Source organism: Blastomonas sp., assembly GCF_046294995.1.
Classification (GTDB): Bacteria; Pseudomonadota; Alphaproteobacteria; order Sphingomonadales; family Sphingomonadaceae; genus Blastomonas.
In genome coordinates this window covers 24,146-51,103 of record NZ_JBKBOG010000008.1, presented here as the reverse complement: position 1 = coordinate 51,103, position 26,958 = coordinate 24,146, and the positions used below count along the sequence as shown (strand labels likewise).

20 protein-coding genes are annotated in these 26,958 nt (G+C 63.9%); 6 read left to right on the top strand and 14 right to left on the bottom strand.

Translation table 11 applies throughout. The features are described 5' to 3' along the window. Positions 1–10: 10 nt before the first annotated feature. The 4 genes from ACK4R0_RS10575 to ACK4R0_RS10560 all read left to right on the top strand — a co-directional run bounded on the left by ACK4R0_RS10575 (position 11) and on the right by ACK4R0_RS10560 (position 7,167). The gene (locus tag ACK4R0_RS10575) at positions 11–1,591 is read left to right on the top strand and encodes a hypothetical protein (RefSeq protein ID WP_409673895.1); all 1,581 of its coding nucleotides are present in this window, start codon (positions 11–13) and stop codon (positions 1,589–1,591) included. Between the two features lie 69 nt (positions 1,592–1,660). Next, complete coding sequence (locus ACK4R0_RS10570; protein ID WP_409673894.1) at positions 1,661–3,808, top strand: acylase; 2,148 nt, start codon at positions 1,661–1,663, stop codon at positions 3,806–3,808. A gap of 104 nt (positions 3,809–3,912) precedes the next feature. Then, positions 3,913–6,831 carry a M16 family metallopeptidase gene (locus ACK4R0_RS10565; protein ID WP_409673893.1) on the top strand — a complete coding sequence of 973 codons (2,919 nt, stop codon included), beginning with the start codon at positions 3,913–3,915 and terminating at the stop codon, positions 6,829–6,831. Positions 6,832–6,867: 36 nt separating this feature from the next. Further along, positions 6,868–7,167: a hypothetical protein gene (locus tag ACK4R0_RS10560; protein WP_409673892.1), complete on the top strand. Its 300-nt coding sequence runs from the start codon at positions 6,868–6,870 to the stop codon at positions 7,165–7,167. A gap of 136 nt (positions 7,168–7,303) precedes the next feature. Here the strand turns inward: ACK4R0_RS10560 and ACK4R0_RS10555 are convergent, their stop codons facing one another. From ACK4R0_RS10555 to ACK4R0_RS10525, 7 genes are all read right to left on the bottom strand, one after another. Then, positions 7,304–7,753, bottom strand: a complete 450-nt coding sequence (locus ACK4R0_RS10555; protein WP_409673891.1) for a nuclear transport factor 2 family protein — start codon at positions 7,751–7,753, stop codon at positions 7,304–7,306. Between the two features lie 134 nt (positions 7,754–7,887). Then, entirely contained in the window at positions 7,888–9,687 is a 1,800-nt protein-coding gene (locus ACK4R0_RS10550; RefSeq protein WP_409673890.1) for a DUF885 domain-containing protein, read from the bottom strand. Positions 9,688–9,909: 222 nt separating this feature from the next. Continuing rightward, positions 9,910–10,362: a MaoC family dehydratase gene (locus tag ACK4R0_RS10545; protein ID WP_409673889.1), complete on the bottom strand. Its 453-nt coding sequence runs from the start codon at positions 10,360–10,362 to the stop codon at positions 9,910–9,912. Positions 10,363–10,566: 204 nt separating this feature from the next. Continuing rightward, on the bottom strand, positions 10,567–12,486 hold the full coding sequence (locus ACK4R0_RS10540) for an acetyl/propionyl/methylcrotonyl-CoA carboxylase subunit alpha (protein ID WP_409673888.1): 1,920 nt from the start codon (positions 12,484–12,486) through the stop codon (positions 10,567–10,569). Beyond that, on the bottom strand, positions 12,483–12,932 hold the full coding sequence (locus tag ACK4R0_RS10535; protein ID WP_409673887.1) for an endonuclease domain-containing protein: 450 nt from the start codon (positions 12,930–12,932) through the stop codon (positions 12,483–12,485). Before ACK4R0_RS10535 ends, ACK4R0_RS10540 begins: the two co-directional genes overlap by 4 nt. 84 nt (positions 12,933–13,016) lie before the next feature. Beyond that, positions 13,017–14,618 (bottom strand): carboxyl transferase domain-containing protein, encoded by a 1,602-nt coding sequence (locus ACK4R0_RS10530; protein WP_409673886.1) that lies wholly within the window; start codon positions 14,616–14,618, stop codon positions 13,017–13,019. Between the two features lie 142 nt (positions 14,619–14,760). Continuing rightward, entirely contained in the window at positions 14,761–15,918 is a 1,158-nt protein-coding gene (locus ACK4R0_RS10525) for an isovaleryl-CoA dehydrogenase (protein ID WP_409673885.1), read from the bottom strand. 103 nt (positions 15,919–16,021) lie between these two features. On the opposite strand from ACK4R0_RS10525, the gene ACK4R0_RS10520 reads away from it, so the two are divergent. Then, a complete protein-coding gene (locus ACK4R0_RS10520) occupies positions 16,022–16,906 on the top strand; it encodes a LysR family transcriptional regulator (protein ID WP_409673884.1) in 885 nt (294 codons plus the stop codon). Between the two features lie 79 nt (positions 16,907–16,985). Here the strand turns inward: ACK4R0_RS10520 and ACK4R0_RS10515 are convergent, their stop codons facing one another. The 5 genes from ACK4R0_RS10515 to ACK4R0_RS10495 form a co-directional block, all read right to left on the bottom strand. After that, positions 16,986–17,840, bottom strand: coding sequence for a hypothetical protein (locus tag ACK4R0_RS10515; RefSeq protein ID WP_409673883.1), 855 nt, complete (start codon positions 17,838–17,840; stop codon positions 16,986–16,988). 142 nt (positions 17,841–17,982) lie between these two features. Next, positions 17,983–18,306, bottom strand: coding sequence for a helix-turn-helix domain-containing protein (locus ACK4R0_RS10510; protein ID WP_409673882.1), 324 nt, complete (start codon positions 18,304–18,306; stop codon positions 17,983–17,985). After that, positions 18,290–18,673: a type II toxin-antitoxin system RelE/ParE family toxin gene (locus ACK4R0_RS10505; protein WP_409673881.1), complete on the bottom strand. Its 384-nt coding sequence runs from the start codon at positions 18,671–18,673 to the stop codon at positions 18,290–18,292. Before ACK4R0_RS10505 ends, ACK4R0_RS10510 begins: the two co-directional genes overlap by 17 nt. A 72-nt stretch (positions 18,674–18,745) precedes the next feature. Then, complete coding sequence (locus tag ACK4R0_RS10500) at positions 18,746–19,909, bottom strand: glycosyltransferase family 4 protein (RefSeq protein WP_409673880.1); 1,164 nt, start codon at positions 19,907–19,909, stop codon at positions 18,746–18,748. A gap of 18 nt (positions 19,910–19,927) precedes the next feature. After that, positions 19,928–20,830, bottom strand: coding sequence for an alpha/beta fold hydrolase (locus tag ACK4R0_RS10495; RefSeq protein WP_409673879.1), 903 nt, complete (start codon positions 20,828–20,830; stop codon positions 19,928–19,930). A 37-nt stretch (positions 20,831–20,867) separates the two neighbouring features. On the opposite strand from ACK4R0_RS10495, the gene ACK4R0_RS10490 reads away from it, so the two are divergent. Then, on the top strand, positions 20,868–22,268 hold the full coding sequence (locus ACK4R0_RS10490; RefSeq protein WP_409673878.1) for a protein adenylyltransferase SelO family protein: 1,401 nt from the start codon (positions 20,868–20,870) through the stop codon (positions 22,266–22,268). A 171-nt stretch (positions 22,269–22,439) separates the two neighbouring features. Here the strand turns inward: ACK4R0_RS10490 and ACK4R0_RS10485 are convergent, their stop codons facing one another. Further along, positions 22,440–23,696: a DUF445 domain-containing protein gene (locus tag ACK4R0_RS10485; protein WP_409673877.1), complete on the bottom strand. Its 1,257-nt coding sequence runs from the start codon at positions 23,694–23,696 to the stop codon at positions 22,440–22,442. Positions 23,697–23,712: 16 nt separating this feature from the next. Then, the gene (locus tag ACK4R0_RS10480; protein WP_409673876.1) at positions 23,713–26,895 is read right to left on the bottom strand and encodes an efflux RND transporter permease subunit; all 3,183 of its coding nucleotides are present in this window, start codon (positions 26,893–26,895) and stop codon (positions 23,713–23,715) included. Positions 26,896–26,958: the final 63 nt, after the last annotated feature.

Genomic DNA, 26,958 nt, shown 5'->3' with positions numbered 1-26,958 from the left:
AAATGCGACAATGAAACTGGCGGGCATGCGGTATCGCGCGAAACATCTGGCGCATGGCGCTGCAACCGCTGCCTTGCTGGCCAGCGTGCCGCTGCACGCCGCGCCGATCGATGCGTCCAAGCTCGACGATGCAGCCTTGGCCGCTGCGCTGGAAACGGCTCGGGAGCGGGACGAGCCGCAACTGTGCGACGAGCTGGTCCCGCTGACGGCGGAGACGCTGCGGCGCGCAACCCCGCCCGCCACCGACGAGGCACTCGCGGCGGGCAACGCCGAATTGTGGTGCGCGGTCGATCAGGAGCGCTATGCCGATGCGTCCGCGGTCCTCCAGCGGACCGAGGCCAGGATCGGCCGCCAGGAAAGGTTCGACCGGGTGGCGCTGTCGCTGCATTCGTTCCTGAACGAGTTCGAGCTTGCGGTGGCGCGGATGGATGCCATCGCCCGGACCAATGGCGGCAATGCGCTGACTGCGGTGACCCCGCAGGTGATCTATGAAATCAGCGGCAAGCTGCTCAAGGCCAAGCGCAGCGACATGCTGATCGCGTTCTGGTCATCGATCTACTCGGCGAAGACCTTTGCGCTGCTCGATCCCGATGTGCGCGGCGGCACCGGGATCAACCTGCTGCGCGCCAAGGCTGATGCCGGGCTGCTTTCTGACAAGGACAGCGACCTTGCCGATCTGGTGACCAATGCCAGCGCGTTTGCCACGCTGCTGGCGCAAAAGCGTTATGCCCCGCTCTGGCCGCATATGGAAGCGCGCGCCGGCGACAACATGGCCAATCTGCTGGAGCTGGATCTCCAGCTCAACGTGGAGCGATTCCAGGACGACCCCGAAAACACCGAACGGTTTGCCGCTCTGCTTTATTCGCTGCTCCAGGGCGGAAAACTTGAAACCGCCATCGAGGTGACCGAACCTTTCCGCAGCGCCGACATGGATTATTCCGATATCGACGAGCAAATCGGCTGGGCGATCAATTCCATGGCGATCGCGCTGCGCGCCAGCGGCCGCGCCGACGAAGGTCTCAAGGCGCTCGACACGCTGGCATCGCTCGACACCGACAAGCGCAGCTGGGTCGTCAACTTTGCGATCAACCATGCTGCCTCGCTGGCGGGGGAGGCGCGGCACGCAGAGGCGCTCAAGTCCTATGACCGCGCGCAGCCGATCGCCGAAAAGCAGGGATCGCCGTTTTCTCGGGCGATCATCGCAGGTCAGCGCGCCTGCTCGCTTCACCTGCTCGGCAGGTCCGCAGAAGCAGCAGACGCGTTCAAGGTTCTTGAGGGCATGCGCACCGATGCGCCCTCGCATGCGGTCGGCTTTGCGATGTGCACCGGTCGCGATGACTTGGCGATCGCCTGGGCGCTGGAGGGACTCGCCGACGAAACGCACCGGTCGAGCATCATCTCGGCGCTGCAGCCGTCATATATGGACGGCACCCCATCCGCGTGGAATGACCCGCAGCCCAACCTGCTGCTCGCCAGGAGCCCCGAGTTGGCCGCCGCGTTCGACAAGGTGGCGCGGGTGGTCCCTGAAAGGTTCGCACCGCTCGGCGGAAAGCCGCGAACCGGACCCAAGCCTGCAGCGACGCAGGACTAATCGGCAGGTCGCGGCCTACCTACAGCATTGTCAGTAGACGCCGGATTTTCCGCTGATAAGGTGCCGCGCATGCTTCGTACCGTCAAACGTCTCACCCTTGGGCTCGTCGTCCTGCTTGTTGTCATCGCTATCGCGCTGCTGATCTGGGAACCGCTGGTGGCCGAGGAGGCAAGGGCGCCCGCCACGCGTCAATATGATGTCGAGATCGTCCGCGACGATTTCGGCGTGCCGCACATCTTTGGGCGAACCGACCCCGATGTCTCTTACGGGATCGCTTATGCGCACGCCGAGGATGACTTTTCGACGCTGCAGGAAGTCGCCGCGATGACGCGGATGCGCAGCGGCGCGATGACCGGGGCCGATGGCGCCAAGATCGATTTTGCCGCGCATCTGCTCGACATTCGCGGCACCGTCGACCGCAAGTACGATACGCTCCCGGCCGATATCCGCGCCTTGCTCGATGCCTATGCCGCGGGCCTCAATCATTATGCCGACAAGCACCCCGACGAGGTCCGCCTGAGCGGGCTGTTCCCGCTCAGCGGTCAGGATATTGCAGCAGGCTTCGCGCTGCGCTCGCCGTTCTTCTTCGGGCTCGATTCGGTGCTGGGTGCGCTGGTCGAGGGCAAGGACCTGCCGATCGAGGGTGGCCCCAAGCTGACCGGTGAGCCCGAGAACCGGATTACCCCGATCGGCCCCGAGCCCGACATGAACGGATCGAACGCGTTCGCCGTCGCCCCTGGCCGCTCGACCGACAACGTCACCCGGCTGATCTCCAACTCGCACCAGCCCTGGCGCGGCGGCGTCGCGTGGTACGAGCTGGTCGTGCACTCGGAAGAAGGCTGGGATTTCGCGGGCGCGACCTTCCCCGGATCGCCCTATCCGTTCCTGGGCCACAACAAGACCTTGGGCTGGACCAATACGGTCAACCGGCCCGATCTGATCGACGTCTACAAGCTCGAGCTCAACGACGACAAGACGCAGTACAAGCTGGACGGTCAGTGGCGCGATCTCGAAGCCAAGCGGGTGTGGCTCAAGGTCAAGATGGGGCCGTTTACCCTGCCCTATCCGCAGACCGTTTATCGCTCGGCGCATGGCCCGGTGATCGTCAACGCCAAGGGCGCGTTCGCGATCCGCTATGCCGGCATCGACGACCTGAAGATGCTCGATCAGTATTTCCGCATCAACAAGGCGCGCAATTTCGACGAGTGGCAGGCGGCGATGGCGATCCAGGGCGTGCCGGCGACCAACTTCATCTATGCCGATGCTGCAGGCAACATCGCGATGGCGTACAACGCGCTGTTCCCGGCGCGCACGCCCGGCGCCAACTGGCGCGGCGTGCTGCCCGGCAACCGCAGCGATCTGATCTGGCAGGAGCACCTGCCCTGGGATCGCGTGCCGATGCTGGTCAACCCGGCCTCGGGCTACATCATGAACGCCAACAACACGCCCTATGTCGCTGCAGGCCCGGGCGACGAGCTCGACCCGGCCAGCTTTTCGCCGCTGATGGGCATCGAGGACGACATGACCAACCGCGCGCGGCAGGCGATCAAGCTGTTCGAGGCGGCAGGCCAGATCGATGCAGCGACGCTGGCGCGGATCAAGTACGATGTCGGTTATGACCGGTCCGATTATGCCACCGGATGGGTCGACGCGCTGCTGGCAGTGGAGCCAAAGGGCGACAACAGAATACCGCAGGCCCAGGCGCTGCTGCGCGCGTGGGACTGGCAGATGGACGGCAAGGGCAAGGGTGATGCGCTCGCGCTGATGCTGATGCGTCCGGCGATGCGGCAGAGCTATCGCCGCCAGCCGCTGCCCGATGCGCGCAGGGAACTGGTGGCCGCGATCGATCATCTTGAAAAGCACTTCGGGTCGCTCGACCCGAAGCTCGGCACCGTGCTGCGGCTGCGCCAGGGTACGGTCGACCTGCCGATGGATGGCGGATCGGACACGCTGCGCGCAGCGACCTTGTGGGATGTCGACGAGAAGGACGGCCGCCTTGCCGTGCGCCATGGCGACAGCTTCATCCAGTTCGTCGAATGGACGGCGGATGGCACGGTTTCGTCGCGTTCGATCCAGCCATTCGGCGCTGCCACCACCCGGCCGGACAGCCCGCATTATGCCGATCAGGCAAGGCTGTTCGTCGAGCACAAGACCAAGCCGGTCTATTTCACGCGCGAACAGCTGATGCCGCATGCCAAACGCCGCTATCGCCCCTGATTGTCGCTTGAAACCAGACCCGCACCCTTTATTGTTTCAAGTCGTCCGGACACACGGCCAACGATACAAGCACGATACTGCTCCCAAGAGAGGCTCCTTTTCCCATGCTTAAACCGCTCCGTTCGCTTATCGCCGTCTCGTCGCTCGCGATGGCCGTCGCGCTGGCCCCGGCCCATGCCCAGCAGCCCGCGCCCGTTGCCGAACTCGTCAAGACGGTCAACATTCCCTATGAACAGTTCACGCTTGCCAACGGCCTGACCGTCATCGTCCACGAAGACCGCAAGGCACCGATCGTCGCGGTATCGATCTGGTACGATGTCGGCTCCAAGCACGAGCCCAAGGGCAAGACCGGCTATGCCCATCTGTTCGAGCACATCATGTTCAACGGATCGGAAAATGCCGAGGGCGATTATTTCGAATATCTCAAGAAGCTCGGCGCGACCGATTTCAACGGCACCACCTGGTTCGACCGCACCAACTATTTCCAGACCGTGCCCAAGGCGGGCCTGGAAGGCGCGCTGTTCCTCGAGAGCGACCGCATGGGCCATCTGCTCAACGGGATCACCCAGGAAAAGCTGACCAACCAGATCGGCGTGGTGCAGAACGAAAAGCGCCAGGGCGACAACCAGCCTTATGGCCTGGTCGAATACAAGCAGATCGAAATGCTGACCCCGCCCGAGCACCCTTATGGCCATTCGACTATCGGATCGATGGCCGACCTGCAAGCGGCCTCACTCGATGACATGAAGAAGTGGTTTACCGACCATTATGGCCCCAACAACGCCATCCTGGTGCTGGCAGGCGACATCGACGTCAAGGAAGCCCGGCCGCTGGTCGAGAAGTATTTCGGTGACATCGCGCGCGGACCGGAAGTTGCGAAGCTCAATCCGCCGCTGCCGACGCTCGATGCGGTCAAGGTCGCCGAGATGAAGGACAAGGTCCCCACCGCGCGGCTCTATCGCTTCTGGACGGTGCCCGGGCTCAACGACCCCGATTATGCCGCGCTCGATGTCGCAGCGACCGTGCTCGGCGGGCTCGCCAGCTCGCGGCTCGACAACATCCTGGTGCGCGAGGAGCAGACCGCGGTCGCCGTCACCGCGATGGCGCAGCCCTTCGTCCATGGCAGCGTGTTCGAAGCCTATGTCGATGTGAAGCCCGGCGCGGACATCGATGCGGTGTCGCAGCGCTTCGATGCGATCCTCGCCGATTTCATCAAGAACGGCCCCACCGCCGATGAAGTGCAGCGCGTCGCCACGCGCGAGGCCGCAGGCCGCATCACCGGGCTCGAGCAGGTCGGCGGATTTACCGGCAAGGCGGTAACCTTGGCCGAAGGCGCACTGTATTCGGATGATCCGGCGTTCTACAAGAAGCAGCTCGAGATGCTCGCCGCGATGACCCCGCAAAAGGTCACCGCAGCCATGAACAAGTGGCTGACCCGTCCCGTCGCCAAGCTGCACGTGCTGCCTGGCGAGCGCGATGCCTATGAGGATGATGCAGGCGGGAGCACGGGCAATGCCAGCGGCGCTGCCATGCGCAGCCCATTCGCCCGGTCGGGCGTGCTGGCCGCCCCGGCGTTCTATTCGAGCCTGGCGAGCGATGCGATCGCGGCGGGCGCAGCAAGCAAAACCCCGCTGGCCGCCGTCGATCGCTCGACCTTCCCCGAAGCAGGCGCGGTGCCCGATCTCGACTTCCCCGATGTCGAGGAAGCAACGCTCTCCAACGGCATCAAGGTGCGTTTCGCCCGTCGCACGGCGGTCCCCGTGGTACGCGTCGCGGTCAATTTCGACGCGGGCTATGCCAGCGACCCCAAGGACGCATTGGGCACCAACAGCCTGATGATCGCGCTGCTCAAGGAAGGCACCCAGACGCTCAACTCCGTGCAGCTCGCCGAAGCGCAGGAGCGACTGGGCACCAACATCAACGCATCGTCGGACCTTGACCGCACCATCGTCTCGATGAGCGCGATGAAACCCAACCTCGGCGCTTCGCTCGATCTGCTGGCCGATGTCATCCGCAACCCCGCCTTCGATGCCAAGGAGCTCGAGCGCGTTCGCGTGCAGCAGCTGACCCGGATCCAGGCCGAACTCAGCCAGCCGCAGGGCATCGCTTTGCGCAACCTGCCGCCGATGCTTTACGGCGCGAACCATCCCTACGGAGTTCCGCTGACCGGCACCGGCGATCCGGCTGCGGTCACCACGCTGACCCGCGACCAGATCGCCGCCTATCACGGCCAGTGGATGCGCCCCGAACGCGCCTCGATCTTCGTCGTCGGCGATACGACGCTCAAGGACATGCTGCCGATGCTGGAAGCCCGCTTCGGCAAATGGCCATCGAACCGCATGGCATTACAGCAGAAGGATTTCAGCGCGGCGATCCCCGAAGGTCAGGGCCGCATCATCCTGGTCGATCGGCCCAATTCGCCGCAGTCGCTAATCCTTGCAGGGCAAGTGCTGAAAGCCAAGGGCACCGACAACCTGCTCGCGCTTGAAACCGCCAACGACATCCTGGGCGGCGACTTCCTGTCGCGGATCAACATGGACCTTCGCGAGACCAAGGGCTGGTCCTATGGCTCGCGCTCGCTGATCCAGCGCCCGAAGAACGACGTGCCGTTCCTGATCTTCGCGCCGGTGCAGACCAACCAGACCGGGCCATCGGTCGCAGCGATCATTGAGCAGATGAACGGCTTTATCGGCGACATGGGCGTGACCCCTGAAGAGCTCGATCGCACGGTCAAGGGCAACAGCCTTGAGCTTGCTGGCACGTATGAACGCTCGGCATCGGTTCTGACGCAGATGCAAGCAGACGCGCTTTATGGTCGGCCGACCAATTATGCCGAAAGCCTGGCCGCGCAGTACCGCGAGATGGATGCCGACCAGCTCAACGGGGCGATGCGCGAGGCGCTCAACCCCAAGACGCTGACCTGGCTGATCGTCGGCGACGCCGCCAAGATCGAGGAACAGCTCAAGGCATTGAACATGCCGATCGAAGTTCGCCGTGCTGCCCCGGCAGCCGGAGACGACTAAACCTTTTCACTTCAACCACCCAAGAGAGGACTTAATATGTCAGTAGCTGGACAATATGATTGCGTCACCAAATCGCCGATGGGCGACCAGAAGTCGGTCCTGACCGTGAACGTCGATGGCGACAGCTGGACCGGATCGAACGCCGGCCAGATGGGCGCGCTCGAGATCACCGACGGCAAGGTCGATGGCAACACCCTGACCTGGACCATGGACATGAAGGTGCCGATGCCGATGAAGCTCGAAGGCACCGCCACCGTCGATGGCGACACCATCACCGGCCAGGTCAAGGCAGGCGCCTTCGGCACCATGGCGATGAGCGGCACGCGCAAGGCGTAAGCCGAGCAAAAATCCTCCCCTGAAAGGAGAGGTGGCTCGCGACAGCGAGACGGAGGGGTGTCCACCTTTGCGAGAGGGTGACACCCCTCCACCATCCTGCGGATGGTCCCCCTCCCCTTACAGGGGAGGATTTCTTCTATCTGTGCGCCTCGACCGGATCGTTCGGATCGGGCGTGTCTGTCGAAGACACGTGGTTGAGCGCGATCACCCAGCGCCCGCCGACCCGCCGCATCAGCCGGGTGTTGATGCCGTATTGCGGGCTTTCCGCGCGGTCGAGATGATAGCGGCTGATCAATTGTGCGGCGTCCTCGCTCAGCACTTCCACCTTGATATCATAGAAATGCAGCGTGCCCCGCCGCTCGGCTGCGCCGCCATAATCGCGGACATAATGGTCGAGCGTCCCCTGCCAGTCGTCCTGGAACTGGCCGCGCGAGACGAACACCACGCCGGGGTTCTGAAAGCCGCGCATATAGCCTTCGAAATCGCCGCGATTCCACGCCGCCTGCATGTCGGCGATAACGGCGCGGATTTCGGCTTCGGGTGTGGGGGCTTGAGCAAAAGTGGGCGAAGCGCAGAGAAATGCCATCGCCACGCATGCCGCAAGAAAACCCACCCCGTCATTCCCGCGAACGCGGGAATCCCGCTTGTGCGCCGCGCTGACCGCCAAAAGCGGGACCCCCGCCTTCGCGGGGGTGACGGCAGAAATGGGTTCCGCTGTCGTCACTTGCCCGCCTTGGCCAGCTTCGCCTTCTCAGCCATGATGAACTTCTCCATCTGCGCCTCCATCACCGGCAGCGGCACCGATCCCAGCGCGAGGTAGGCGTCATGGAACGGTCGCTGGTCGAAGCCCGCGCCCAGCTCGGCCTCGGCCTTGCTGCGCATCTTGCGCAACGCCAGTTCGCCCAATTTGTACGCCAGCGCCTGCGCCGGCCACGAGATGTAGCGATCCACCTCGGTCTCGACATCGCGCTGCGCCAGCGCGGTGTGGCTGGCGAGATAGTCGATCGCCTTCTGCCGGCTCCAGCCCTTGGTGTGGATGCCGGTATCGATCACCAGCCGCACCGCGCGCCACATCTCGAAGGTCTCGCGGCCGAACTCCTCGTACGGCGTCTCGTACATGCCAAGCTTGGTGCCCAGCCACTCGGTGTACAGCCCCCAGCCCTCGCCATAGCCCGAGAAATAGGTCTGGCGCCGGAAATCGGGCCGGTTGGGCGCCTCGAGCGCAACCGCCGCCTGGAAGCTGTGCCCGGGGATGCACTCGTGCAGCGCCAGCGCGGTCAGGTTGTACAACGGCCGCGAGGGCAGGTCGTATGTGTTGAACAGGCAGCTCTCCAGCCCGCCGCGCCCCGATGTATAGATCGGCGCGATCTCGTCGGGGACGGGGCGGATGGTAAAGCGATAACGCGGCAGCAGCCCGAACGATTCCTTGAGCTTGCCGTCCATCTTCTTGGTGACATACGCCGCGTACGACAGCAGTTCGCGCGGGGTCTTGGCGTAGAACTGCGGATCGGTGCGCATGAAATTGAGGAACTCGGGGAAAGTGCCCTTGAAGCCCGTCTCGCGCATCGTCTTCTGCATATCGGCATCGATCCGCGCGACCTCCTTGAGGCCGATCTCGTGGATCTGCTCTGGAGTCAGGTCGAGCGTCGTGAAGACCTTGATCATGTCCTGATAGTACCGCTCGCCATCGGGCAATGAATACGCGTCGATCGACGTCCGCGCCCTGGGCATGTATTCAGCCCGCATGAAGCTGAGCAGCTTGGTGTAGGCGGGCACCACCGATGTCTCAATCGCCTTCAGCGCGTCGGCGCGCAGTGCCGCCTGCTCTGCCGCCGGGATGCTGTCGGGCATCGTGCGGAAAGCGTCGTAGAACGGGTTGGCCTCGCCCGCGGCGGTATAGGCCTCGATCGTTGTGTCGCGGCCTTCGATACCGACGCGCGGCACGGTGTAGCCGCGCGCGAGGCCGGCGCGCATGTTGACGGTGTGCTCGTCGAAATAGCGCGGAATGTCGTTCATCCGCCCCAGATATCGGCGATATCCGGCGGCGTTGGGATAGCCCGCGCGCGGGTTCAGCCCGCCCCAGAAGAAGGTGTCGCTGTTGAACGGCGCTTCATAGGTCTTGTATTCCAGGCCCTTGGCGTTCTCCCACACCGACTGGCGGAACACCGCAGCATTGACCTGTTCATCGGGCGAAAGCTGGTCCATCGGGATCGCATCGAGCTGCCCCAGCACATCGGTCCAGTACGCCAGCCGCCGCGCCTGCGCCTCGGCGGTCTCGTCCGAGAACCGGTCCCCCTGCACCCAGCGGCCACCCTCCTTGACCTGCGCATACTCCTTCTGCCGCCACTCCCACTCGGCATCGTAAAGCGCGCGGAGCTTGGCATCCATCGGGCCGGGGGCGGGCTTGGCAACCGTGGCAGTGACGGGAGCCGGCGGCGCATCCTCCTGCGCAAACGCGGACGTCGCGATGACGTTCGCGGCGCCGAGCAGGAGCGAAAGCAGGAGAGGTGATGCGCGCATGTATGGGATCCCGGAATGACTGCGAACTGGTGCGCCGCATTAGACGCAGGAGGGGGTCACGGGGTCAAGGGGGACGGTGGGTTATCGTATACAAACCGATCAAGCCGCTGTTTTTATTAGAGGCAGCCTGCCAACCTCGTCACCCCCGCGCATGCGGGGGTCCCGCTTTCTTTTTGTCGGCAGCGCTAAAGCGGGATTCCCGCGTTCGCGGGAATGACGGATCTAAGCGTCCCGCTTCTTCAGCAACGCCGAGCGCAGGCAGCGGCACACGACCTCATCGCGCTGGTTGATCAGCTCGTGGGTGAAGGTGACAATCCCCGCATTGGGCCGCGACTTCGATGGCTTGAGTTCGGTGACCTCGCTGGTCGCGCGCATGGTGTCGCCGATGAACACCGGCTTGGGCATCACGAGCTTGTCATACCCCAGGTTCGCCACCAGCGTGCCCAAAGTCGTATCGCCTACCGACAGCCCTACCATCAGCGCAAAGGTGAAGGTGCCGTTGACCAGAATCTGCCCGAACTCGCTCGCCTTCGCCGCCTCGACATCGAGATGCAGCGGCTGCGGATTGTGCGTCATCGTGCTGAACAGCAGATTGTCGGTCTCGGTCACCGTGCGGCGGATCTCATGCTCGATCCGGTCGCCGATGGTCCACTCGTCGAAGAATTTGCCTGCCATACTGTTTCCTATCTAACCCCTCTCCCCTCCGAGGGAGAGGGTTGCGAAGACTTGGCAGCTTGCTGCCTAGTCGAAGCTGGGAGAGGGGGCAGCAACGCTTGCGTCGTCACGCGCCCGCCCACATCACCCTCATCCAACTGCGCGTAACCAGCAAGCTGGTAACGCTCCGTATCCTTCTCCCACAGGGAGAAGGATCGCCGCGCATCACTCCGCCGCCGCCTCAATCCGCACCAGCAGCGCCTCGACCTGCACCTGCGCGCCCTCGCTGGCATTCAACTCCGCCACCACGCCATCGAACGGCGCGACGAGCGAATGCTCCATCTTCATCGCCTCGAGCGTCAGCAATTTCTGCCCCTTTGTGACCGCCTGCCCCGCCGTCACATCCACCGCGATCACCTTGCCCGGCATCGGGGAGAGGATAGCTCCATCGTGGGCGTGGAGGTGGCCGCTCCCACGTGGTTGATCGAGGGAGATTTCAAACGTCGCTCCATGCTCGAATGCGATTATGCCCTGCTGACTAAAAAGTTGCGCTTGCCTCCGCCAGCTTTCGGACACCAATTCGTCGTCGCTGGCCGTAATATCCACAACTCGAAGGGTGCCATCGACGATAAGGCGGACATCAGTCCGAGATGCCGCGTTTAAACGGAATCCGCGCATGTGCCGTGCCGCCTCGAACCAAAATTCACCCCTGCTTCCCCCCACGAAGTTGTCGTTCGTGAGGCTGGTTGCGGCGATTTCAAGAGCAGGTTTGCTTAAGATTGGTGCGGCTGCAAGGACCTCGATCTTGCTGGCAATGAGGCCTGTAGTCATATTGCCGGAACGAACATCAGCATCGCCCAGCAGACGCTTCAGAAACCATGCGTTTGTGCGCACAGGTTGGGCTTCGAACGCGCCACAGGCCTCGGCCAACCGATTGATTGCAACAGCCCTGCTCGCTCCGTGAACGATGAATTTTGCGATCATTGGGTCGTAATTGGGAGTGACCTCGTCGTCTTCTTCGACCCCCGTATCAACGCGGCATTCACTTGGAAACGTGAGATTATAGAGGCCACCGATACTCGGCAAGAACCCCTTGGCCGGGTCTTCCGCATACAGTCGCGCCTCCATCGCCCAGCCATTGATGCTGAGCTCCTCCTGCCGCTTGGGCAACGGCTCGCCGCTCGCCACGCGGAGCTGCCATTCGACCAGATCGACCCCGGTGATCTCCTCGGTCACCGGATGCTCGACCTGCAGCCGCGTGTTCATTTCCATGAACCAGATGCGGTCGGCGCGCAGGCCTTGCGAGCCATCGGCGATGAACTCGATCGTGCCCGCGCCCTCATAATCCACCGCCTTGGCCGCGCGCACCGCCGCACCGCACACCGCCTCGCGGGTCGCGTCGTCCATGCCGGGCGCGGGTGCTTCCTCGATCACCTTCTGGTGGCGGCGTTGCAGCGAGCAGTCGCGCTCGAACAGGTGGACGACATTGCCGTGGGAGTCGCCGAACACCTGCACCTCGATATGGCGCGGGCTCTCGATCCACTTTTCGAGCAGCACGACATCGTTGCCGAAACTCGCCGCCGCCTCGCGCTTGCAGCTGGCGAGCGCATCGGCGAAATCGGCGGGCGCATCGACCTTGCGCATCCCCTTGCCGCCACCGCCTGCGACCGCCTTGATCAGCACCGGATAGCCGATGCGCATCGCCTCTTCAGCCAGCCGGTCGGGCGACTGGTCCTCGCCCAGATAGCCGGGCGTCGTCGGCACGCCCGCGGCATCCATCAGCTTCTTCGCCGCATCCTTGAGCCCCATCGCGCGGATCGAATCTGGCTTGGGGCCAACCCAGATCAGCCCTGCGTCGATCACGGCCTGCGCGAACTCGGCGTTTTCCGAGAGGAAGCCATAGCCCGGATGGATCGCCTCTGCGCCTGTTTGCTTGGCCGCCGCGATGATCTTGTCACCCACCAGGTAGCTCTCGCGTGCAGGCGACGGCCCGATATGCACCGCTTCATCGGCCGAGCGCACATGCAGCGCCTTGGCATCGGCGTCGGAGTACACCGCGATGGTCCGGATACCCATATCGCGCGCGGTGCGGATGATCCGGCAAGCGATTTCGCCGCGGTTGGCAATGAGGAGGGAGGTGATCATGCAGGGCTTCCTGAAAATCCTCCCCGAGCTTGTCTCGGGGAGGGGGACCGCCCGGCACTTGCCGGGTGGTGGAGGGGCAATCGCGACCGTGCGAACTGAACGATCCCATCGGCTACAGTGGAACAATCCCGAAGCACATCGCTTGCGGGAATACGCAGGGTTTCAATCCCTTGCGACGACACCCACGCATCGCGGCGCTCATCACGCTGTGGCCGGTCGCCACAGTCGTGCGATTGCCCGTCGATCTCGATCGCGAGGCGCGCGTCGGCGCAGTAGAAATCGAGTGTGAGATCGCCACTGGGATGCTGTCGGCGAAATTTGAGACCGTCAGGCCGCGTCTTGAGCAGCTGCCATAAGAGCACCTCGGGCAAGCTCATATCCTTGCGCAGCCGGCGGGCGCGCGTCACGGAGCCGGTTGCGGGTTTTGGGGCTTCATCCTTGAGCATGAAGAGCCCCTCCACCACCCGCTGCGCGGGCGGTCCCCCTCCCCGAGACAAGCTCGGGGAGGATTTGGGTCGCCCAGCCCACCATCACATCCGGAACACGCCGAACCGCGTGCCCTCCTCGACCGGCGCGTTGAGGCACGCCGCGAATGCCAGGCCCAGCACGTCCCTCGTCTGCGCCGGGTCGATGATGCCGTCGTCCCAAAGCCGCGATGTCGCGTGGTACGGGCTGCCCTGCGCCTCGTAATCATCGCGGATCGGCTGCTTGAAGGCTTCGGCCTGCTCGGGGGTCCAGCTGTCCGCATCGCGGTGCACCGTCGCCAGCACGCTGGCCGCCTGCTCGCCGCCCATCACGCTGATGCGGCTGTTGGGCCAGCTGAACAGGAACCGCGGCGAATACGCGCGCCCGCACATGCCGTAATTGCCCGCGCCGAAGCTGCCGCCGATCAGCACGGTGACCTTGGGAACGCTCGCGGTTGCCACCGCGGTCACCAATTTGGCGCCATGCTTGGCGATGCCTTCCGCCTCGTACTTGCCGCCGACCATGAAGCCCGAGATGTTCTGCAGGAACAGCAAGGGGATCCGCCGCTGGCAGGCGAGCTCGATGAAATGCGCGCCCTTGACCGCGCTTTCGCTGAACAGCACGCCGTTGTTGGCGAGGATCGCGACCGGCATCCCCCAGATATGCGCGAAGCCGCAGACCAGCGAGCTGCCGTACAGGGCCTTGAACTCGTGAAACTCGCTACCGTCGACGATGCGCGCGATCACCTCGTGCACGTCATACGGCGCGCGAACATCCGACGGGATGATGCCGTACAGCTCTTCGGCATCGAACTTGGGCGCGCGCGGATCGCGCAGGTCGATGTTCGGCTTGGGGATCGGCCCCAGATGCGAGACGATGTCGCGCACGATGGTCAGCGCGTGCTCGTCATTCTCGGCGACATGATCGACCACGCCCGATTTGCGCCCATGCAGATCGCCGCCGCCCAGATCCTCGGCGCTGATTTCCTCGCCGGTGGCGGCCTTGACCAAAGGCGGGCCGGCGAGAAAGATTGTGCCCTGGTTGCGCACGATCACGCTCTCGTCGGACATCGCGGGCACATAGGCGCCGCCGGCGGTGCAGCTGCCCATCACGCAGGCGATCTGCGGGATGCCTTTGGCGGACATATTGGCCTGGTTGAAGAAGATGCGGCCGAAATGGTCGCGGTCGGGGAAGACCTCGGCCTGGTGCGGCAGGTTCGCGCCGCCGCTATCGACGAGGTAGATGCACGGCAGCCGGTTGGCCTCGGCGATCTCCTGCGCGCGCAGGTGCTTCTTGACCGTCATCGGATAATAGGTGCCGCCCTTCACCGTGGCGTCGTTGCACACGATCATGCACTGGCGGCCCGAAACACGGCCGATGCCGGCGATCATCCCTGCGCCGGGGATTTCGCCATCGTACAGATCACACGCCGCCAGCTGGCCGATCTCGAGGAACGGCGAGCCGGGATCGAGCAGCCGCTCGACCCGCTCGCGCGGCAGCAGCTTGCCGCGCGCGGTGTGCCGCTCGCGCGACTTGATGTTGCCGCCGAGCGCGGCCTCGGCGACCTTGCTCCACAGCTCATCGCGCAGGGTGATGTTGTGCGTATATGCTGCGCGGTAGGCATCTGAATTCGTGTCGATCTTGGTATCGAGCGTGGGGGCTGTCATATTTAAAATCCTCCCCTGCAAGGGGAGGGGGACCGCGAAGCGGTGGAGGGGTGTCCACGACTACGCGAGGGTGACACCCCTCCGTCATCGCGATGCGATGCCACCTCCCCTTGCAGGGGAGGACTGACCTGCGCCATCACCATCACCGCGCTCCGATCAGTTCGCGGGCGATCAGGAACCGCCGGATCTCGTTCGTCCCCGCCCCGATGTCGTACAATTTCGCATCGCGCAGGAAGCGCTCCACCGGCCAGTCGGTGGTGTAGCCCGCACCGCCCAAAGCCTGGATCGCCTCGAGCGAGCACTTCACCGCGTTCTCGCTGGCGAGCAGGATCGCGCCGGCGGCATCGAACCGCGTGGTCTTGCCCGCATCGCACGCGCGCGCCACCGCATAGACATAGGCGCGCGTGCTGTTCAGCGCGACGTACATGTCGGCGACCTTGGCCTGCACCATCTGGAACGATCCGATGGGCGAGCCAAACTGCTTGCGTTCGCGCACATAAGGCAGCACCACATCAAGGCACGCCTGCATGATGCCAAGCGGCCCCGCGGCGAGCACCGCGCGCTCATAGTCCAGCCCGCTCATCAGCACGCCGACGCCGCCGTTCAGGGGCCCCATGATGTTCTCTTCCGGCACGAAGCAATCGTTGAACACCAGTTCCGCCGTGGGGCTCCCGCGCATGCCCATCTTGCTGATCTTCTGGCCGATCGAGAACCCCGGCATGCCCTTTTCGATAATGAACGCGGTGATCCCGCCCGATCCCTCACCGGTCTTGGCATAGACGATCAGCGTGCTCGCATAAGCCGCGTTGGTGATCCAGAACTTGGTGCCGTTGAGCCGGTATCCGCCATCGACCGCGCTGGCCTTCAGCTTCATCGAGACCACGTCGGAGCCCGCGCCCGCCTCGGACATCGCCAGCGACCCGACCTGCTCGCCCGAGATCAGCCCGGGCAGATACTTGGCCTTCTGCTCGGCATTGCCCCAGCGGCGCAGCTGGTTGACGCACAGGTTCGAGTGCGCGCCGTAGCTCAGCCCCAGCGAGGCGCTCGCGCGGCTGACCTCTTCCATCGCGATGACATGCTCGAGATAGCCCAGGCCCAGCCCGCCGTCTTCCTCGCTGACCGTGATGCCGTGCAGCCCGAGCGCGCCCATCTGCGGCCACAGCTCGACCGGGAACCAGTCCTCGGCGTCGATCTTGGCCGCAATCGGCGCGATCTTGTCTGCGGAAAAGCGCGCGGTGGTGTCGCGGATCATGTCCGCAGCCTCGCCAAGCGCGAAGTCGAATTCGGGGAGCGTCGACATGCGATAGGATCCTCTCGTTTGTTCTTCGATTGAAGCGGCTTTTAGGGCGCACGGTCAACAAAGGAAAATTGATATTGAAAGGGGTTTATCCTAGACGCTGTCTATGATCGAACGCTATCTGCTGCGCTACTTTCTTGCTGTCGTCGAGCACGGCAATTTTACGCGCGCGGCCGAGAGCTGCAACGTGACCCAGCCGACGCTGTCGGTCGGCATCGCGCGGCTGGAGGAGAGCGTGGGGCAGCGCCTGTTCCACCGATCGAACCGGCGGGTCGATCTGACGCCGACCGGTGCGCAGTTCGCCGAGCATGCGCGCCGGATCGAGGCGCAGTTCAACCTGGCCGAACAGGCGATGAAGCAGCGCCGGCCCGAGGCGATCATCCGGCTGGGCGTGCTCTCCACCCTGCCCAGCGCGATCATCGCCGCGATCGCCGGGGCGCTGGGCGGGATCGAGGGGATCCGCACCGAGTTCGTCGAGGGCCGCGCGAGCGAATTGCAGGACCGGCTCGACGCCGCGCGGATCGACATGGCGATCATCACCGAGCCGCAGGGCCGCCACCGCGCGCAGTTCATGCCCGTGGCAACCGAGGGCTACAGCCTCGCCCTGCCCGCCAGCCACCCGCTTGGCCAGCGCGCGACGATCGCCGCGCACGAGCTCGCCGACAACGTGATGCTGGTGCGCCGCCACTGCGAGCTGCTCACCGCGACCAGCCAGCACTTCACCGCGCGCGGCGTCCGCCCCTTCTTCGCCGCCCGCTCGCGCAACGACGACCGCATCCTGGCACTGGTCGCAGCAGGCGTGGGCGTGACGGTGATGCCGGATTGTTTTGGCGCACCGGGCGTGGCGCGGGTGCCGATGGAGGACTTCGCGCATGTGCGGACTTTGGGGGTGTTGATGCAGGAAGCGGGTGCGGTGCCCGAGGCGGTGGTGGCGCGGGTGCGTGCGGTGCTGGGGGAGCGGATTGGTGGGGAGTGGGGGGATGGAGTATAGCGTGTTGCTGATATTTTACGGTTGCGCGTTACGTCAGGGCTGCGCCAGATGCAGATTGTCAATCAAAACGCGAGGACATTCATCCTTCAACTTTATCGTCAGGTGACTTTGGGATCGAAGCCAGTCGAGCGAGTTTCCACTCGATCTGGTTCTGATGTCCACACTTAATACACTTGATATTCGCCGGTTCCTCGTAACGCATTTCAAAAAGCTTGCTCCTAGGCGCGAGCATCATTTTTCCACAACCTTCGCAGGGAATTTTTATTGTATCCAACTGGAATATGAAACTTCCATCGTCATCAACCGTCACTTTGTAACTGCGGCTACAACTTTCGCTAAAGCACGAAACAATCTGATCGACCTTGAGCAAGCCTGCCCGTCGCCTATTTTTTTGTCCACAAGGGCATTCGAACGAAACCTCATCGCCAAACCCCGAAAATATCATTGTGCCTTTTGCGAGGCGTTCAAGCTCCCCTACAACCTCGGCAACTTTTGCACGTGTCTTCAACCTGTCACCATAAGCAGAGATCTGATCATCGCGATGCTCCGGTACACGCACATGCAGCGCAAGATTTGAGAGGGCCTGCCATAAGGAAGCTATATGTTGGGGTTTGAATCCAACCTCCGTTCCAACCTCTACGTAGTCTTCGTCCTCTGGCTTGACACCTTCACGCGCCGGACCTTTGCTGATTGACAGGGTTTTTGTGAGAGCCACACTGCCATCTACTTCTTCCATTATTCGTTTTACGACATGGCGTGGTGTCCAGGCCTTTAAGTCCGCATGGGAGATGTAGTCATGACGTTGCCGCAATCGGTCATAGCAAACCTTTTCAAGTGCAAGTCTAGCCTCGAGTGCAGCATAGCATACACTTGCGTCTGTATCCTCGTGAAGAAGAGCATTTATGCGCTCGATAATTTTTTCTATGTTCACCATCGTGATACTTTTTCATAGTTCTTTAGCGTAGCCATTATTCTGAATACTGGTGCCCAAATTTTATTTTCTGATTTGGAATGGAAATCACCGAGGCTATATCGCTACACATCGCTCGTGCAGCTAATTACTGGTACAGCCAACCCTACCCTAACACCGCCAACCCATGCTTCTGTACAACCGCCAGAAGTTTGAGCGCCATGCCGCTGGGTCGTTTGGCGCCGGTCTCCCATTTCTCGACGGTACTTTCGCTGGTGTTGAGATAGCGCGCAAACACCGGCTGGCTCACGCGATGGGCTTCGCGCAGTTGCTTGATCTGTTCGGGTTTGAAGGCGGGCGGCGCTGCCAGGCAGGTCTCGTCGAAAGTGCGCATGGTCGCCTTGTCGATGGCCCCCACCTTTCGCAGTGCTGAGGCGGAGGCGTGGATCGCCTCGAACGCATCGCTCTTGAATTTAGTTTTGGTCGTCATTGCAAATCTCCATGATGTCGCCATCGGCAAGCAACCGCACGATCTGGGCATCGGTCAGCGTCTCGTAAATTTTGGCCAGCTTCCGAAAGGCTGCCAGTTCATGATCCTCGATGTTGGCCCTGTCCTTCTTTGCGAACAGATATTCATACATCCAGTGTCGCCCCGCCTTGGCGACAATGATCGCGCGATGCTGGTTTTTGTTGAGGCGCTTTTTGAAAACGCCGCCGCCAAGATCATCGGCCTGCCCCTTCATGACCTGCGCAATCGCGTCGCACAATTCGTCGTCAGAAATGCGCGCCTTCCGCGCCGCTTTAGCGAACCAAGCGGTTTTGAACACGCGGGCAGGTGTCGAGGCAACCGCATTCATGAACTAAAAGGTAGCACTGAGTGCTGGGTATTGTCAATGCGCCAGCCACCTCACCCTATTCGGGAAGATCCGTCACCGCCCGAACTCCGGCCGCCCCATCGCGCGGCCGTAGAGCGCGGCGTACCGCTCCAGCATCTTGCGCTCGTCGAACTCGGCCTCGGCCTTTGCGCGGTTCGCGGCGCCGAGCGAGGCGCGCAGCGCGGGGTCGCTCGCGAGGCGGCGTAGGTTGTCGATCAGCCCCGCCTCGCTGCCCGGTTCGCCGAGCAGGATCGCGTTGTCGGGCGCGACCATGTTGGCGACGTCGCCGATCATCGGCGCGGCCATCGGCAGCCCCGCCGCCATCGCTTCGATCACCGAGATCGGCTGCTGCTCGCTGTCCGACGACAAAGCGAAGATATCGAACAGGCCGACAAAACGCGCAGGCGCCTTGAGGAAGCCCGGCATCAGCAGGCGGTCGGAGAGGCCGACGCGGGCGGCTTCGGCTTCGATCGTGGCGCGCTCGGGCCCCTCGCCGACGATCACCAGCCGCACCGGCATGTCGAGCGCGGCGACGGCGCGGATCAGGCGGGGCAGGTTCTTGACCGCGCGAAGGCCTGCGAGCGTGCCGATGACGATCTCGCCATCGCGGCGCTGGAAGCCGGGCATCGCGCCGCGCTGCGGGCGCTTGGCGTAGGCGGCGATATCGATGCCGTTGGGGATGCGGCGCACCCGGGTCGTAGGCTGCTTCCACACATCGAAGGCGATCCGCTCGAGCGTGTACGAAGGCACGACCAGCGCCTCGGTGCGCGCCAGCGCGACCATGCGGAACCAGTTGCGCTTGCGCTTGAGCCGCACCGCCTCGTCCTCGTTGAAGCCGTCCTCGTGGTGGATCACCGGCGGCAGCCTGGTCTGCCCGGCAAACAGCGTGCGCGCCATCACCCCGTCCATCGCGCCCCAGTTATAGCTGCAGATCAGATCGAATTTCTTGAAATACTCGACGAATTGCCGGTAGCGCGCGATGCTGGGCTTGCCCGCGAGAGACGGCGCATCGGCCGGGAAATCGGCGCGGATGCCCGGCGCGATGCTGCCCCGCGCGCCCAGCGCTCCGGGCACCGCGGTGAGGATGGTGTGGTGAGCTGCTGGCCCAAAATGGTTCATCAGCCGCACCGCGCGCGCCTCCTTGCCGCCCAGATCGAACGTGCTGTGCAGGTGGAGGATGCGCGCGGGCTTTGCGGGGATCTTGACGGCAGGCTTCATGGCGGCGGCTATAACCGCTTAAGGTTGCGTCGCAAGCGCCGCCGCATCGACCCTGGCGAGCAGCGTGTCGATCGCCTCGGCTACCTCGGGCTCCTCGAGCGAGGGCGCATGGCCCTTGTTGGCCACGGTGAGCAGACGCGCGTGCGGCAGCAGATCGAGCATCCTTTGGGCGGTTGGCACGCTGAACAGGTCGGACAACGCGCCGCGCACGATCAGCACCGGCGCCGGCGCAAGCCCGGCGAGCGCGGGCCACAGGTCCACGCCTGCCTCGCCGCCCGGAACCGCGAACGGCTCTGCGATCCTCATGTCGTAATCATAGACGATGCGCCCGCCCGGCCCCACCTTCATCGCCTTCTTGGCCATGTCCAGCCAGTCGCTGACGGTGTTGCCGGGGAACACCGCGCCCTGCACCTCGGATAGCGCGCGCGCGGCGTGCATCCAGGTGGGGAACGAGCGCCCTTGCCCCACATAATCGCGGATCCGCGCCAGCCCTGCCGGCTCGATCTGCGGCCCGACATCGTTGAGCAATGCACCGACCACTCGGCCAGGCCGGGTCGAAGCGAGCAGCATGGTGATCAGCCCGCCCAGCGACGTGCCGATCGCCACGAAGCGGTCGATCGCCTGCTCGCGCAGCAGCGCCTCCATGTCCTGGACATAGGTCAGGGGCACATAGCTCATCGCATCCTTGGCATAGGCGCTGTCGCCGCGCCCGCGCAGGTCCACGCAGATCACCCGCCAGTCGCCCGCCAGTCGCGCTGCGACCTGTTCGAAATCGCGTGCGTTGCGGGTGAGCCCGGGGATGCAGATCACCGGGGGGCGGTGCGCGTTTTCGGGGCGCGCGGGATAATCGCGGAAATGGAGCCGCAGGCCGTCGTTCGACCACCAGAAACCATCGCTATAGGGTCGATCGGGCTTGGTCATGGTTGCGCTGGCTCCGTTGCACCCCCACTATCGCTGGATGACATCAGAACCGCAAGCCGCTTCCACCCGCGCCGATCCCGCGATCCTCTCGATTGCCGATGCCATCGCCCACCCGGTCAAGGCGGCGGATTTCCCGCAGACGGTGCTGCACTTCCGCAACGACCGGCATGCGGCGACCGTCGGGCTCGACACGCTGGACGATGCAGCCTGGGCGCGACATTTCGGGCGGTTCGAGCCTTTGCCCGGCAACCTGCCGCAGCCGCTGGCGCTGGCCTATCACGGCCACCAGTTCCGCAACTACAATCCGCAGATCGGCGACGGGCGCGGGTTCCTGTTCGCGCAGGTCCGCGATGATGCCGGGCGGCTGCTCGATCTGGGCACCAAGGGATCGGGGCAGACCCCGTTCAGCCGCGATGGCGACGGGCGGCTGACGCTCAAGGGCGCGGTGCGCGAGATATTGGCGACCGAGATGCTCGAGGCCTTGGGCGTGCACACCTCCAAGACCTTCTCGGTGATCGAGACCGGCGAGGAACTGTGGCGCGGCGACGAGCCTTCGCCGACCCGCTCGGCGGTGCTGGTGCGGCTGAGCCACAGCCATATCCGCTTCGGCACCTTTCAGCGGATCGCGTACGAGGACGACGCGGCCAAGATGCATCGCGTGGTGCGCTATGCGCTCGACACGCTGTATGACGGCCAAAGCGGAGAGAACGACGCGGCGCTGCTGCTGAACCTCGCGGTCGAGCGCATGGCCGATCTGGCCGCGAGCTATATGGTCGCAGGGTTCGTCCATGGCGTGCTCAACACCGACAACATGAACATCACCGGCGAGAGCTTCGATTACGGCCCGTGGCGGTTCGCGCCGACCTGGCAGCCGGGGTTCACCGCGGCGTATTTCGACCATTCGGGACTCTATGCCTTCGCCCGCCAGCCCGAGGCGATCCACTGGAACCTCGGGCAGCTCGCGGTCGCATTGCGGCTGATCAGCGACGCGCCCCCGCTGATCGCCGCGCTCGAACGCTTCGGGCCATTGTACCAGCAGGCGCTGGTGCGGAGGTTCTGCTGGCGGCTGGGGGTGGTCAGCCAGGGGCTCGAGGCCGACCGCGCGCTCGTCGCGGCGGCCGAGGCGGTGATGATGCAGGGCGGTGTCGGGATCGACGCGTTCTTCTTCGCGTGGATGGGCGATGCGGTGCCCGCGTGCCCGGCGTACCTGGTCGGCACCGAGAGCGAGCCTTTGTGGGCGGCGTTCGGCGCGATCAAGGCGAGCTATGCTGCGGCGCAGACGCGTGATCATGCGTACTGGCACGGCGATGCACCACAATCGATGCTGATCGACGAGGTCGAGAGCCTCTGGGCCGCAATCGCCGAGCGCGACGACTGGGCGCCGCTGTTCGCCAAGGTCGAGGCGGTCAGGGCGATGGGGGATGCGCTAAAGGGTTGATAAAATCCTCCCCGAGCTTGTCTCGGGGAGGGGGACCGCCGTCCAAAGGTCGGGGGTGGAGGGGAAGCGGGATGGCACGTCATCGGCAGGGCTGCACTATCCCGCTGCCCCTCCACCACCCGCTGCGCGGGCGGTCCCCCTCCCCCAGCAAGCTGGGGGAGGATTTGGTGCCTAACCCAACCAAACCACCGCCGTATGGATCGTCAGGCCCACCAGCCCGCCGACCAATGTGCCGTTGATGCGGATGAACTGGAGGTCCTTGCCGACGGCGGTTTCGACGCGGTCGGTGATCGTGCGCGCGTCCCAGCGGTGGACGGTCTCCGACACCAGGCGCACGATCTGGTCGCCATAGCGGTTGGCGATGCCGACCAGGGTGCGGCGCGCGAAGCGGTTGATCTGCAGTTGCATCCGCGCATCGTTCTGCAGCGATTCGCCGATCTGGCGCAGGCCGTCGCCGAACTGGCCGGAGAGCGCATGGTCGGGGTCTCGCGCGGCGCGGATCAGCGCGGTGCGGCTGCGCTCCCAAAGGCCGTCGAGCCAGCGCGCCATCGCGGGATTGGCCAGCATCTCGGCCTTGATGCCGGCGACCTTGGCCTGCATGTCGGGATCGTTGAGCAGCCGGTAGGCCATCGTCTCGAGCCCCTCCTCGACCTTGTGACGCAGCGGGTGATTGGTGTCCTCGGCCATGTCGAACAACAGGTTGTGCAGCCCATCGACGATTCCGGTCGCGAGCCGCTCGTCGAGTCCGGTCCAGCGCATGATGGTGTTGGCGCGGTTGCGCACCATATCGCGCAGCAGCTCTTCGTTGGCAAACAGCGTGCGCTGGGTCCATTTGATGATCCCATCCATCAGCGGCAGATGGCGGTTGTCGGCGATCGCGGCGGTCAGGATCTGGCCGAGCAGCGGCGCGACATCAAGCTTGTCGAGCTGGACACGCAGCGCCTCCTTGGCATTGCCGCCGAGCCGGTCCTGATCGAGCGATTCGAGCACATCGGCGATCATGTTCGACGCGCCCAGCCGCAGCCGCCCCTCGCCGCCGGTCGGCTGAACCAGGAACCGCCCCGCTGCCGAGGCGACATTCATCATGCGCATCCGCCGCGCGACCACCAAAGGCGTCAGGAAATTGCTGCGCAGGAACTGCGCCATCGTGTCGCCGATACGGTCCTTGTTGCGCGGAATGATCGCGGTGTGCGGGATCGGCAAGCCCAAAGGATGGCGGAACAGCGCGGTGACCGCGAACCAGTCGGCCAGCCCGCCAACCATCGCCGCTTCGGCAAAGGCGCGGACATAGCCCCAGCGCGCATCTACGTTGCCCTCGGCCCAATGGGTCGCGACGAACACGCCCGCCATCACCACCAGCATGCCGGTGGCGATAGCCCGGATGCGCCAAGCGGGGTCAGCGCTTCTTGGCAAGGCTCGGGCGGTCATGGCAGGTATCCGCCGCTCACTCCGCAGGCTGAATCCCGTGCGGCTTGCCCCCAGCCATCAACGCCTTATCATCGGCGTTATCGCCGGGCTTGTAGGTAAGGAACTTGTTGCGCAGCCACGGGCCGACGCGCTTTTCCACGCCATCGGCAAGGCTGAAGCCCGCCGGCACGATCACCAGCGTCAACAGCGTAGAGACGACAAGCCCGCCGATCACGACGATGCCCATCGGCGCGCGCCATGCGCCATCGCCCGAGAGCGACAGAGCGGTGGGCACCATGCCTGCGGTCATCGCCACGGTGGTCATCACGATCGGCTGCGCGCGCTTGTGCCCGGCCTCGAGGATCGCCTCGAGCTTGGGCACGCCGCGGTGCATTTCCTCGATGGCGAAGTCGATCAGCAGGATCGAGTTCTTCGACACGATCCCCAGCAGCATCAGCACCCCGATCAGCACCGGCATCGAAAGCGGCTCGCCGAGCACCCAGATCAGGAAGATGCCGCCAAGAGGCGCAAGCGCCAGCGAACCCATGTTGACCAGCGGCGACATCAGCCTCTTGTAAAGCAGCACCAGCACCGCAAACACCAGCAGCACGCCCGAGACCAGCGCGATGATGAAGTTCACCGCAAGCTCGGCCTGCCATTCCTGTTCGCCAAACGGCTTGTTGCCCACGCCTGTCGGCAGGTTCTTCATGATCGGCAGATTGTTGATCGCGGTCATCGCCTCGCCGGTCACCACGCCCGGCGCCCGGTCAGCACCCACGAAGACACGCCGTTCCTGGTTGTAGCGCTGGATGGTGGTCGGGCCCGAGCCAAACGAGATATCCGCCACCCGGCTGAGCGGCACCGAGCCGCCTGCTGCAGTCTGCACCGGAAGGTTCTGGATCGTGTTGAAATCGTTGCGCGATTCCTTGGGCAGCACGACACGGATCTGGATCTGGCGATCAGACAGCGAGAAGCGGGCCGAGTTCTGCTCGATCTCGCCCAAAGTCGCGATGCGGATCGCCTGGCTGAGCGCGGCGGTGGTGATACCCAGCTGCGCAGCCAGATCGGCACGAGGCTTGATGATGATTTCCGGGCGACGCATGTCGGCGTTCACGCGTGGTCCGGTGATCTGCTTGAGGCCCTTCATCTGCTCCACCAGGACCCCAGCGGTCTGGTAGAGTTTATCGGGGTCGGACCCGGTAAGCATGATCGAGATGTCGCGGTTGGTGCCGCCGCCACCCGATTGCGAGGCAAAGGTCACGCGCGCATCGGGAATGCTCTGCAACGTCGGCGCCAGGTCGCGCTCGAAGTCGAACGACTTCTTCTTGCGATCCTTCTTCAGCGTCACGAAGATCGTGCCGTTGCCTTCGCGGATGCGGATCAGCGCGCGTTCGACCTCGGGCTGCTGGTACATGATCGCGGCCACCTTGTCGGCAACCACCTCCGTCTGCTCGAGCGTGGTGCCCGGCACCATCTCGATCTGGATGCGGCTGTTGTCTTCGTCCGTGGTCGGCTGGAACTGCGCCGGGGTGCTGGCAAACAGCACGATCGTGACGAGAAACGCCAGCAGGCCGATTCCCATCATCCAGATACGGTGATCAAGAAAGATCGAGATGAACTTGCGCCCGAAACCCGGGTTCTCGCCGCGATAGGCCTGCGCACGACGCTTATCGAGCGACCAGTTGAGCATCCGCATATAGCGGTCCATCAATTTGCCCTCGCCGTGCGCGGCGTGGCCCTTGGCCTCGAGGAAATAGGCCGCGACCATCGGCGTGATCATACGCGCGACGGCCAAGCTCATCAGCACCGAGACCACGACGGTGATGCCGAAATTCTTGAAGAACTGGCCCGAAATGCCCGGCATCAGGCCCACCGGCAGGAACACCGCAACAATGCAGAACGAGGTCGCGACCACCGCCAGGCCGATTTCGTCGGCAGCGTCGATCGAGGCCTGATAGGCCGATTTGCCCATGCGCATGTGTCGCACGATGTTCTCGATCTCCACGATCGCGTCATCGACCAGCACGCCTGCCACCAGCCCCAAAGCGAGCAGCGAGAGGAAGTTGAGGTTGAAGCCCAGCAGATCCATGAACCAGAACGTCGGGATCGCCGACAAGGGGATAGCGATTGCCGAGATGATCGTCGCGCGCCAGTCGCGCAGGAAGAAGAACACCACAACCACGGCGAGCACCGCGCCTTCGATCATCGAGGCGATCGAGCTTTCATACTGGCCCTTGGTGTAATCCACGCTCGAGCCCAAACGAATGAACCTGACGCCGGGATTCTGCTCCTTGAGTTCGTCCATCGCCTTGATGGCGTCATCATAGACGGTAACGTCGGATGCGCCCTTGGAGCGGGTCATCGCGAAGTTCACCACCTCCTTGTTGCGCACCTTACTGATCGAGGTGGGTTCGCCAAAGCCATCGGTTACGGTCGCGACGTCAGTCAACTTGATCGTGCGCCCGCCGCCCAGCGGAACCTGGATCTGCGACAGCTCGAACGCGGTGTCGGCATTGCCCAGAACGCGCAGCGACTGGCGGGTGCCGCCGACATCGGCGCGGCCGCCTGCGGCATCAACATTGATCTGGCGCAGCGCATTGTTGACCACGCTCGCGGTGACGCCCAGCGCCTGCATCCGCTGAGGATCGAGGATCACCCGGATTTCGCGATCAACCCCGCCGAAGCGATCGACCTCGGCCATGCCATCGATCGACAGCAGCCGCTTGGTCACCGTGTCATCGACGAACCAGCTCAATTGCTCGATGGTCATGTCGTCGGCTTCGACCGCGAAATAGGCGATCGGCTCGCCGGTCGCATCGACCTTGCGCACCGACGGCTCGAGGATGCCTTCGGGCAGGCTGCCGCGGATCTGGTCGACCGCGTTCTTGACCTCGTTGACCGCCTCGATGGTGTCGGTGCCGATCTCGAACTCGACAAACGTATTCGAACTGCCCTCGCTGGCGGTCGAGCTGATGTTCTTGACGCCGTTGATCGAGCGCACGGCTGCCTCGATGCGCTGGGTGATCTGGTTTTCGATCTCGGTCGGCGCAGCGCCGGGCTGCGAGATGGTGATCTGCGCTGCCGGGAAGTCGATGTCCGGGTTGTTGACCACGTCCATCCGCATGAAGCTGAGGATGCCCGCGAACAGCAGTCCTGTGAAGAAGACCAGCGGGATGATCGGGTTGCGGATCGACCAGGCCGACATGTTCCTGAAATTCATCGCTCAATCCTCAACCCGGATGATACCCGGCCCATTCAAAGTTACGCCATCCCAATACAGCCA

Excerpts from the sequence above, each read along its gene's own strand:
- ACK4R0_RS10575 (WP_409673895.1), top strand. The coding sequence starts at position 11 with ATGAAACTGGCGGGCATGCGGTATCGCGCGAAACATCTGGCGCATGGC.
- ACK4R0_RS10570 (WP_409673894.1), top strand. The coding sequence starts at position 1,661 with ATGCTTCGTACCGTCAAACGTCTCACCCTTGGGCTCGTCGTCCTGCTT.
- ACK4R0_RS10565 (WP_409673893.1), top strand. The coding sequence starts at position 3,913 with ATGCTTAAACCGCTCCGTTCGCTTATCGCCGTCTCGTCGCTCGCGATG.
- ACK4R0_RS10560 (WP_409673892.1), top strand. The coding sequence starts at position 6,868 with ATGTCAGTAGCTGGACAATATGATTGCGTCACCAAATCGCCGATGGGC.
- ACK4R0_RS10555 (WP_409673891.1), bottom strand. The coding sequence starts at position 7,753 with ATGGCATTTCTCTGCGCTTCGCCCACTTTTGCTCAAGCCCCCACACCC.
- ACK4R0_RS10550 (WP_409673890.1), bottom strand. The coding sequence starts at position 9,687 with ATGCGCGCATCACCTCTCCTGCTTTCGCTCCTGCTCGGCGCCGCGAAC.
- ACK4R0_RS10545 (WP_409673889.1), bottom strand. The coding sequence starts at position 10,362 with ATGGCAGGCAAATTCTTCGACGAGTGGACCATCGGCGACCGGATCGAG.
- ACK4R0_RS10540 (WP_409673888.1), bottom strand. The coding sequence starts at position 12,486 with ATGATCACCTCCCTCCTCATTGCCAACCGCGGCGAAATCGCTTGCCGG.
- ACK4R0_RS10535 (WP_409673887.1), bottom strand. The coding sequence starts at position 12,932 with ATGCTCAAGGATGAAGCCCCAAAACCCGCAACCGGCTCCGTGACGCGC.
- ACK4R0_RS10530 (WP_409673886.1), bottom strand. The coding sequence starts at position 14,618 with ATGACAGCCCCCACGCTCGATACCAAGATCGACACGAATTCAGATGCC.
- ACK4R0_RS10525 (WP_409673885.1), bottom strand. The coding sequence starts at position 15,918 with ATGTCGACGCTCCCCGAATTCGACTTCGCGCTTGGCGAGGCTGCGGAC.
- ACK4R0_RS10520 (WP_409673884.1), top strand. The coding sequence starts at position 16,022 with ATGATCGAACGCTATCTGCTGCGCTACTTTCTTGCTGTCGTCGAGCAC.
- ACK4R0_RS10515 (WP_409673883.1), bottom strand. The coding sequence starts at position 17,840 with ATGGTGAACATAGAAAAAATTATCGAGCGCATAAATGCTCTTCTTCAC.
- ACK4R0_RS10510 (WP_409673882.1), bottom strand. The coding sequence starts at position 18,306 with ATGACGACCAAAACTAAATTCAAGAGCGATGCGTTCGAGGCGATCCAC.
- ACK4R0_RS10505 (WP_409673881.1), bottom strand. The coding sequence starts at position 18,673 with ATGAATGCGGTTGCCTCGACACCTGCCCGCGTGTTCAAAACCGCTTGG.
- ACK4R0_RS10500 (WP_409673880.1), bottom strand. The coding sequence starts at position 19,909 with ATGAAGCCTGCCGTCAAGATCCCCGCAAAGCCCGCGCGCATCCTCCAC.
- ACK4R0_RS10495 (WP_409673879.1), bottom strand. The coding sequence starts at position 20,830 with ATGACCAAGCCCGATCGACCCTATAGCGATGGTTTCTGGTGGTCGAAC.
- ACK4R0_RS10490 (WP_409673878.1), top strand. The coding sequence starts at position 20,868 with ATGACATCAGAACCGCAAGCCGCTTCCACCCGCGCCGATCCCGCGATC.
- ACK4R0_RS10485 (WP_409673877.1), bottom strand. The coding sequence starts at position 23,696 with ATGACCGCCCGAGCCTTGCCAAGAAGCGCTGACCCCGCTTGGCGCATC.
- ACK4R0_RS10480 (WP_409673876.1), bottom strand. The coding sequence starts at position 26,895 with ATGAATTTCAGGAACATGTCGGCCTGGTCGATCCGCAACCCGATCATC.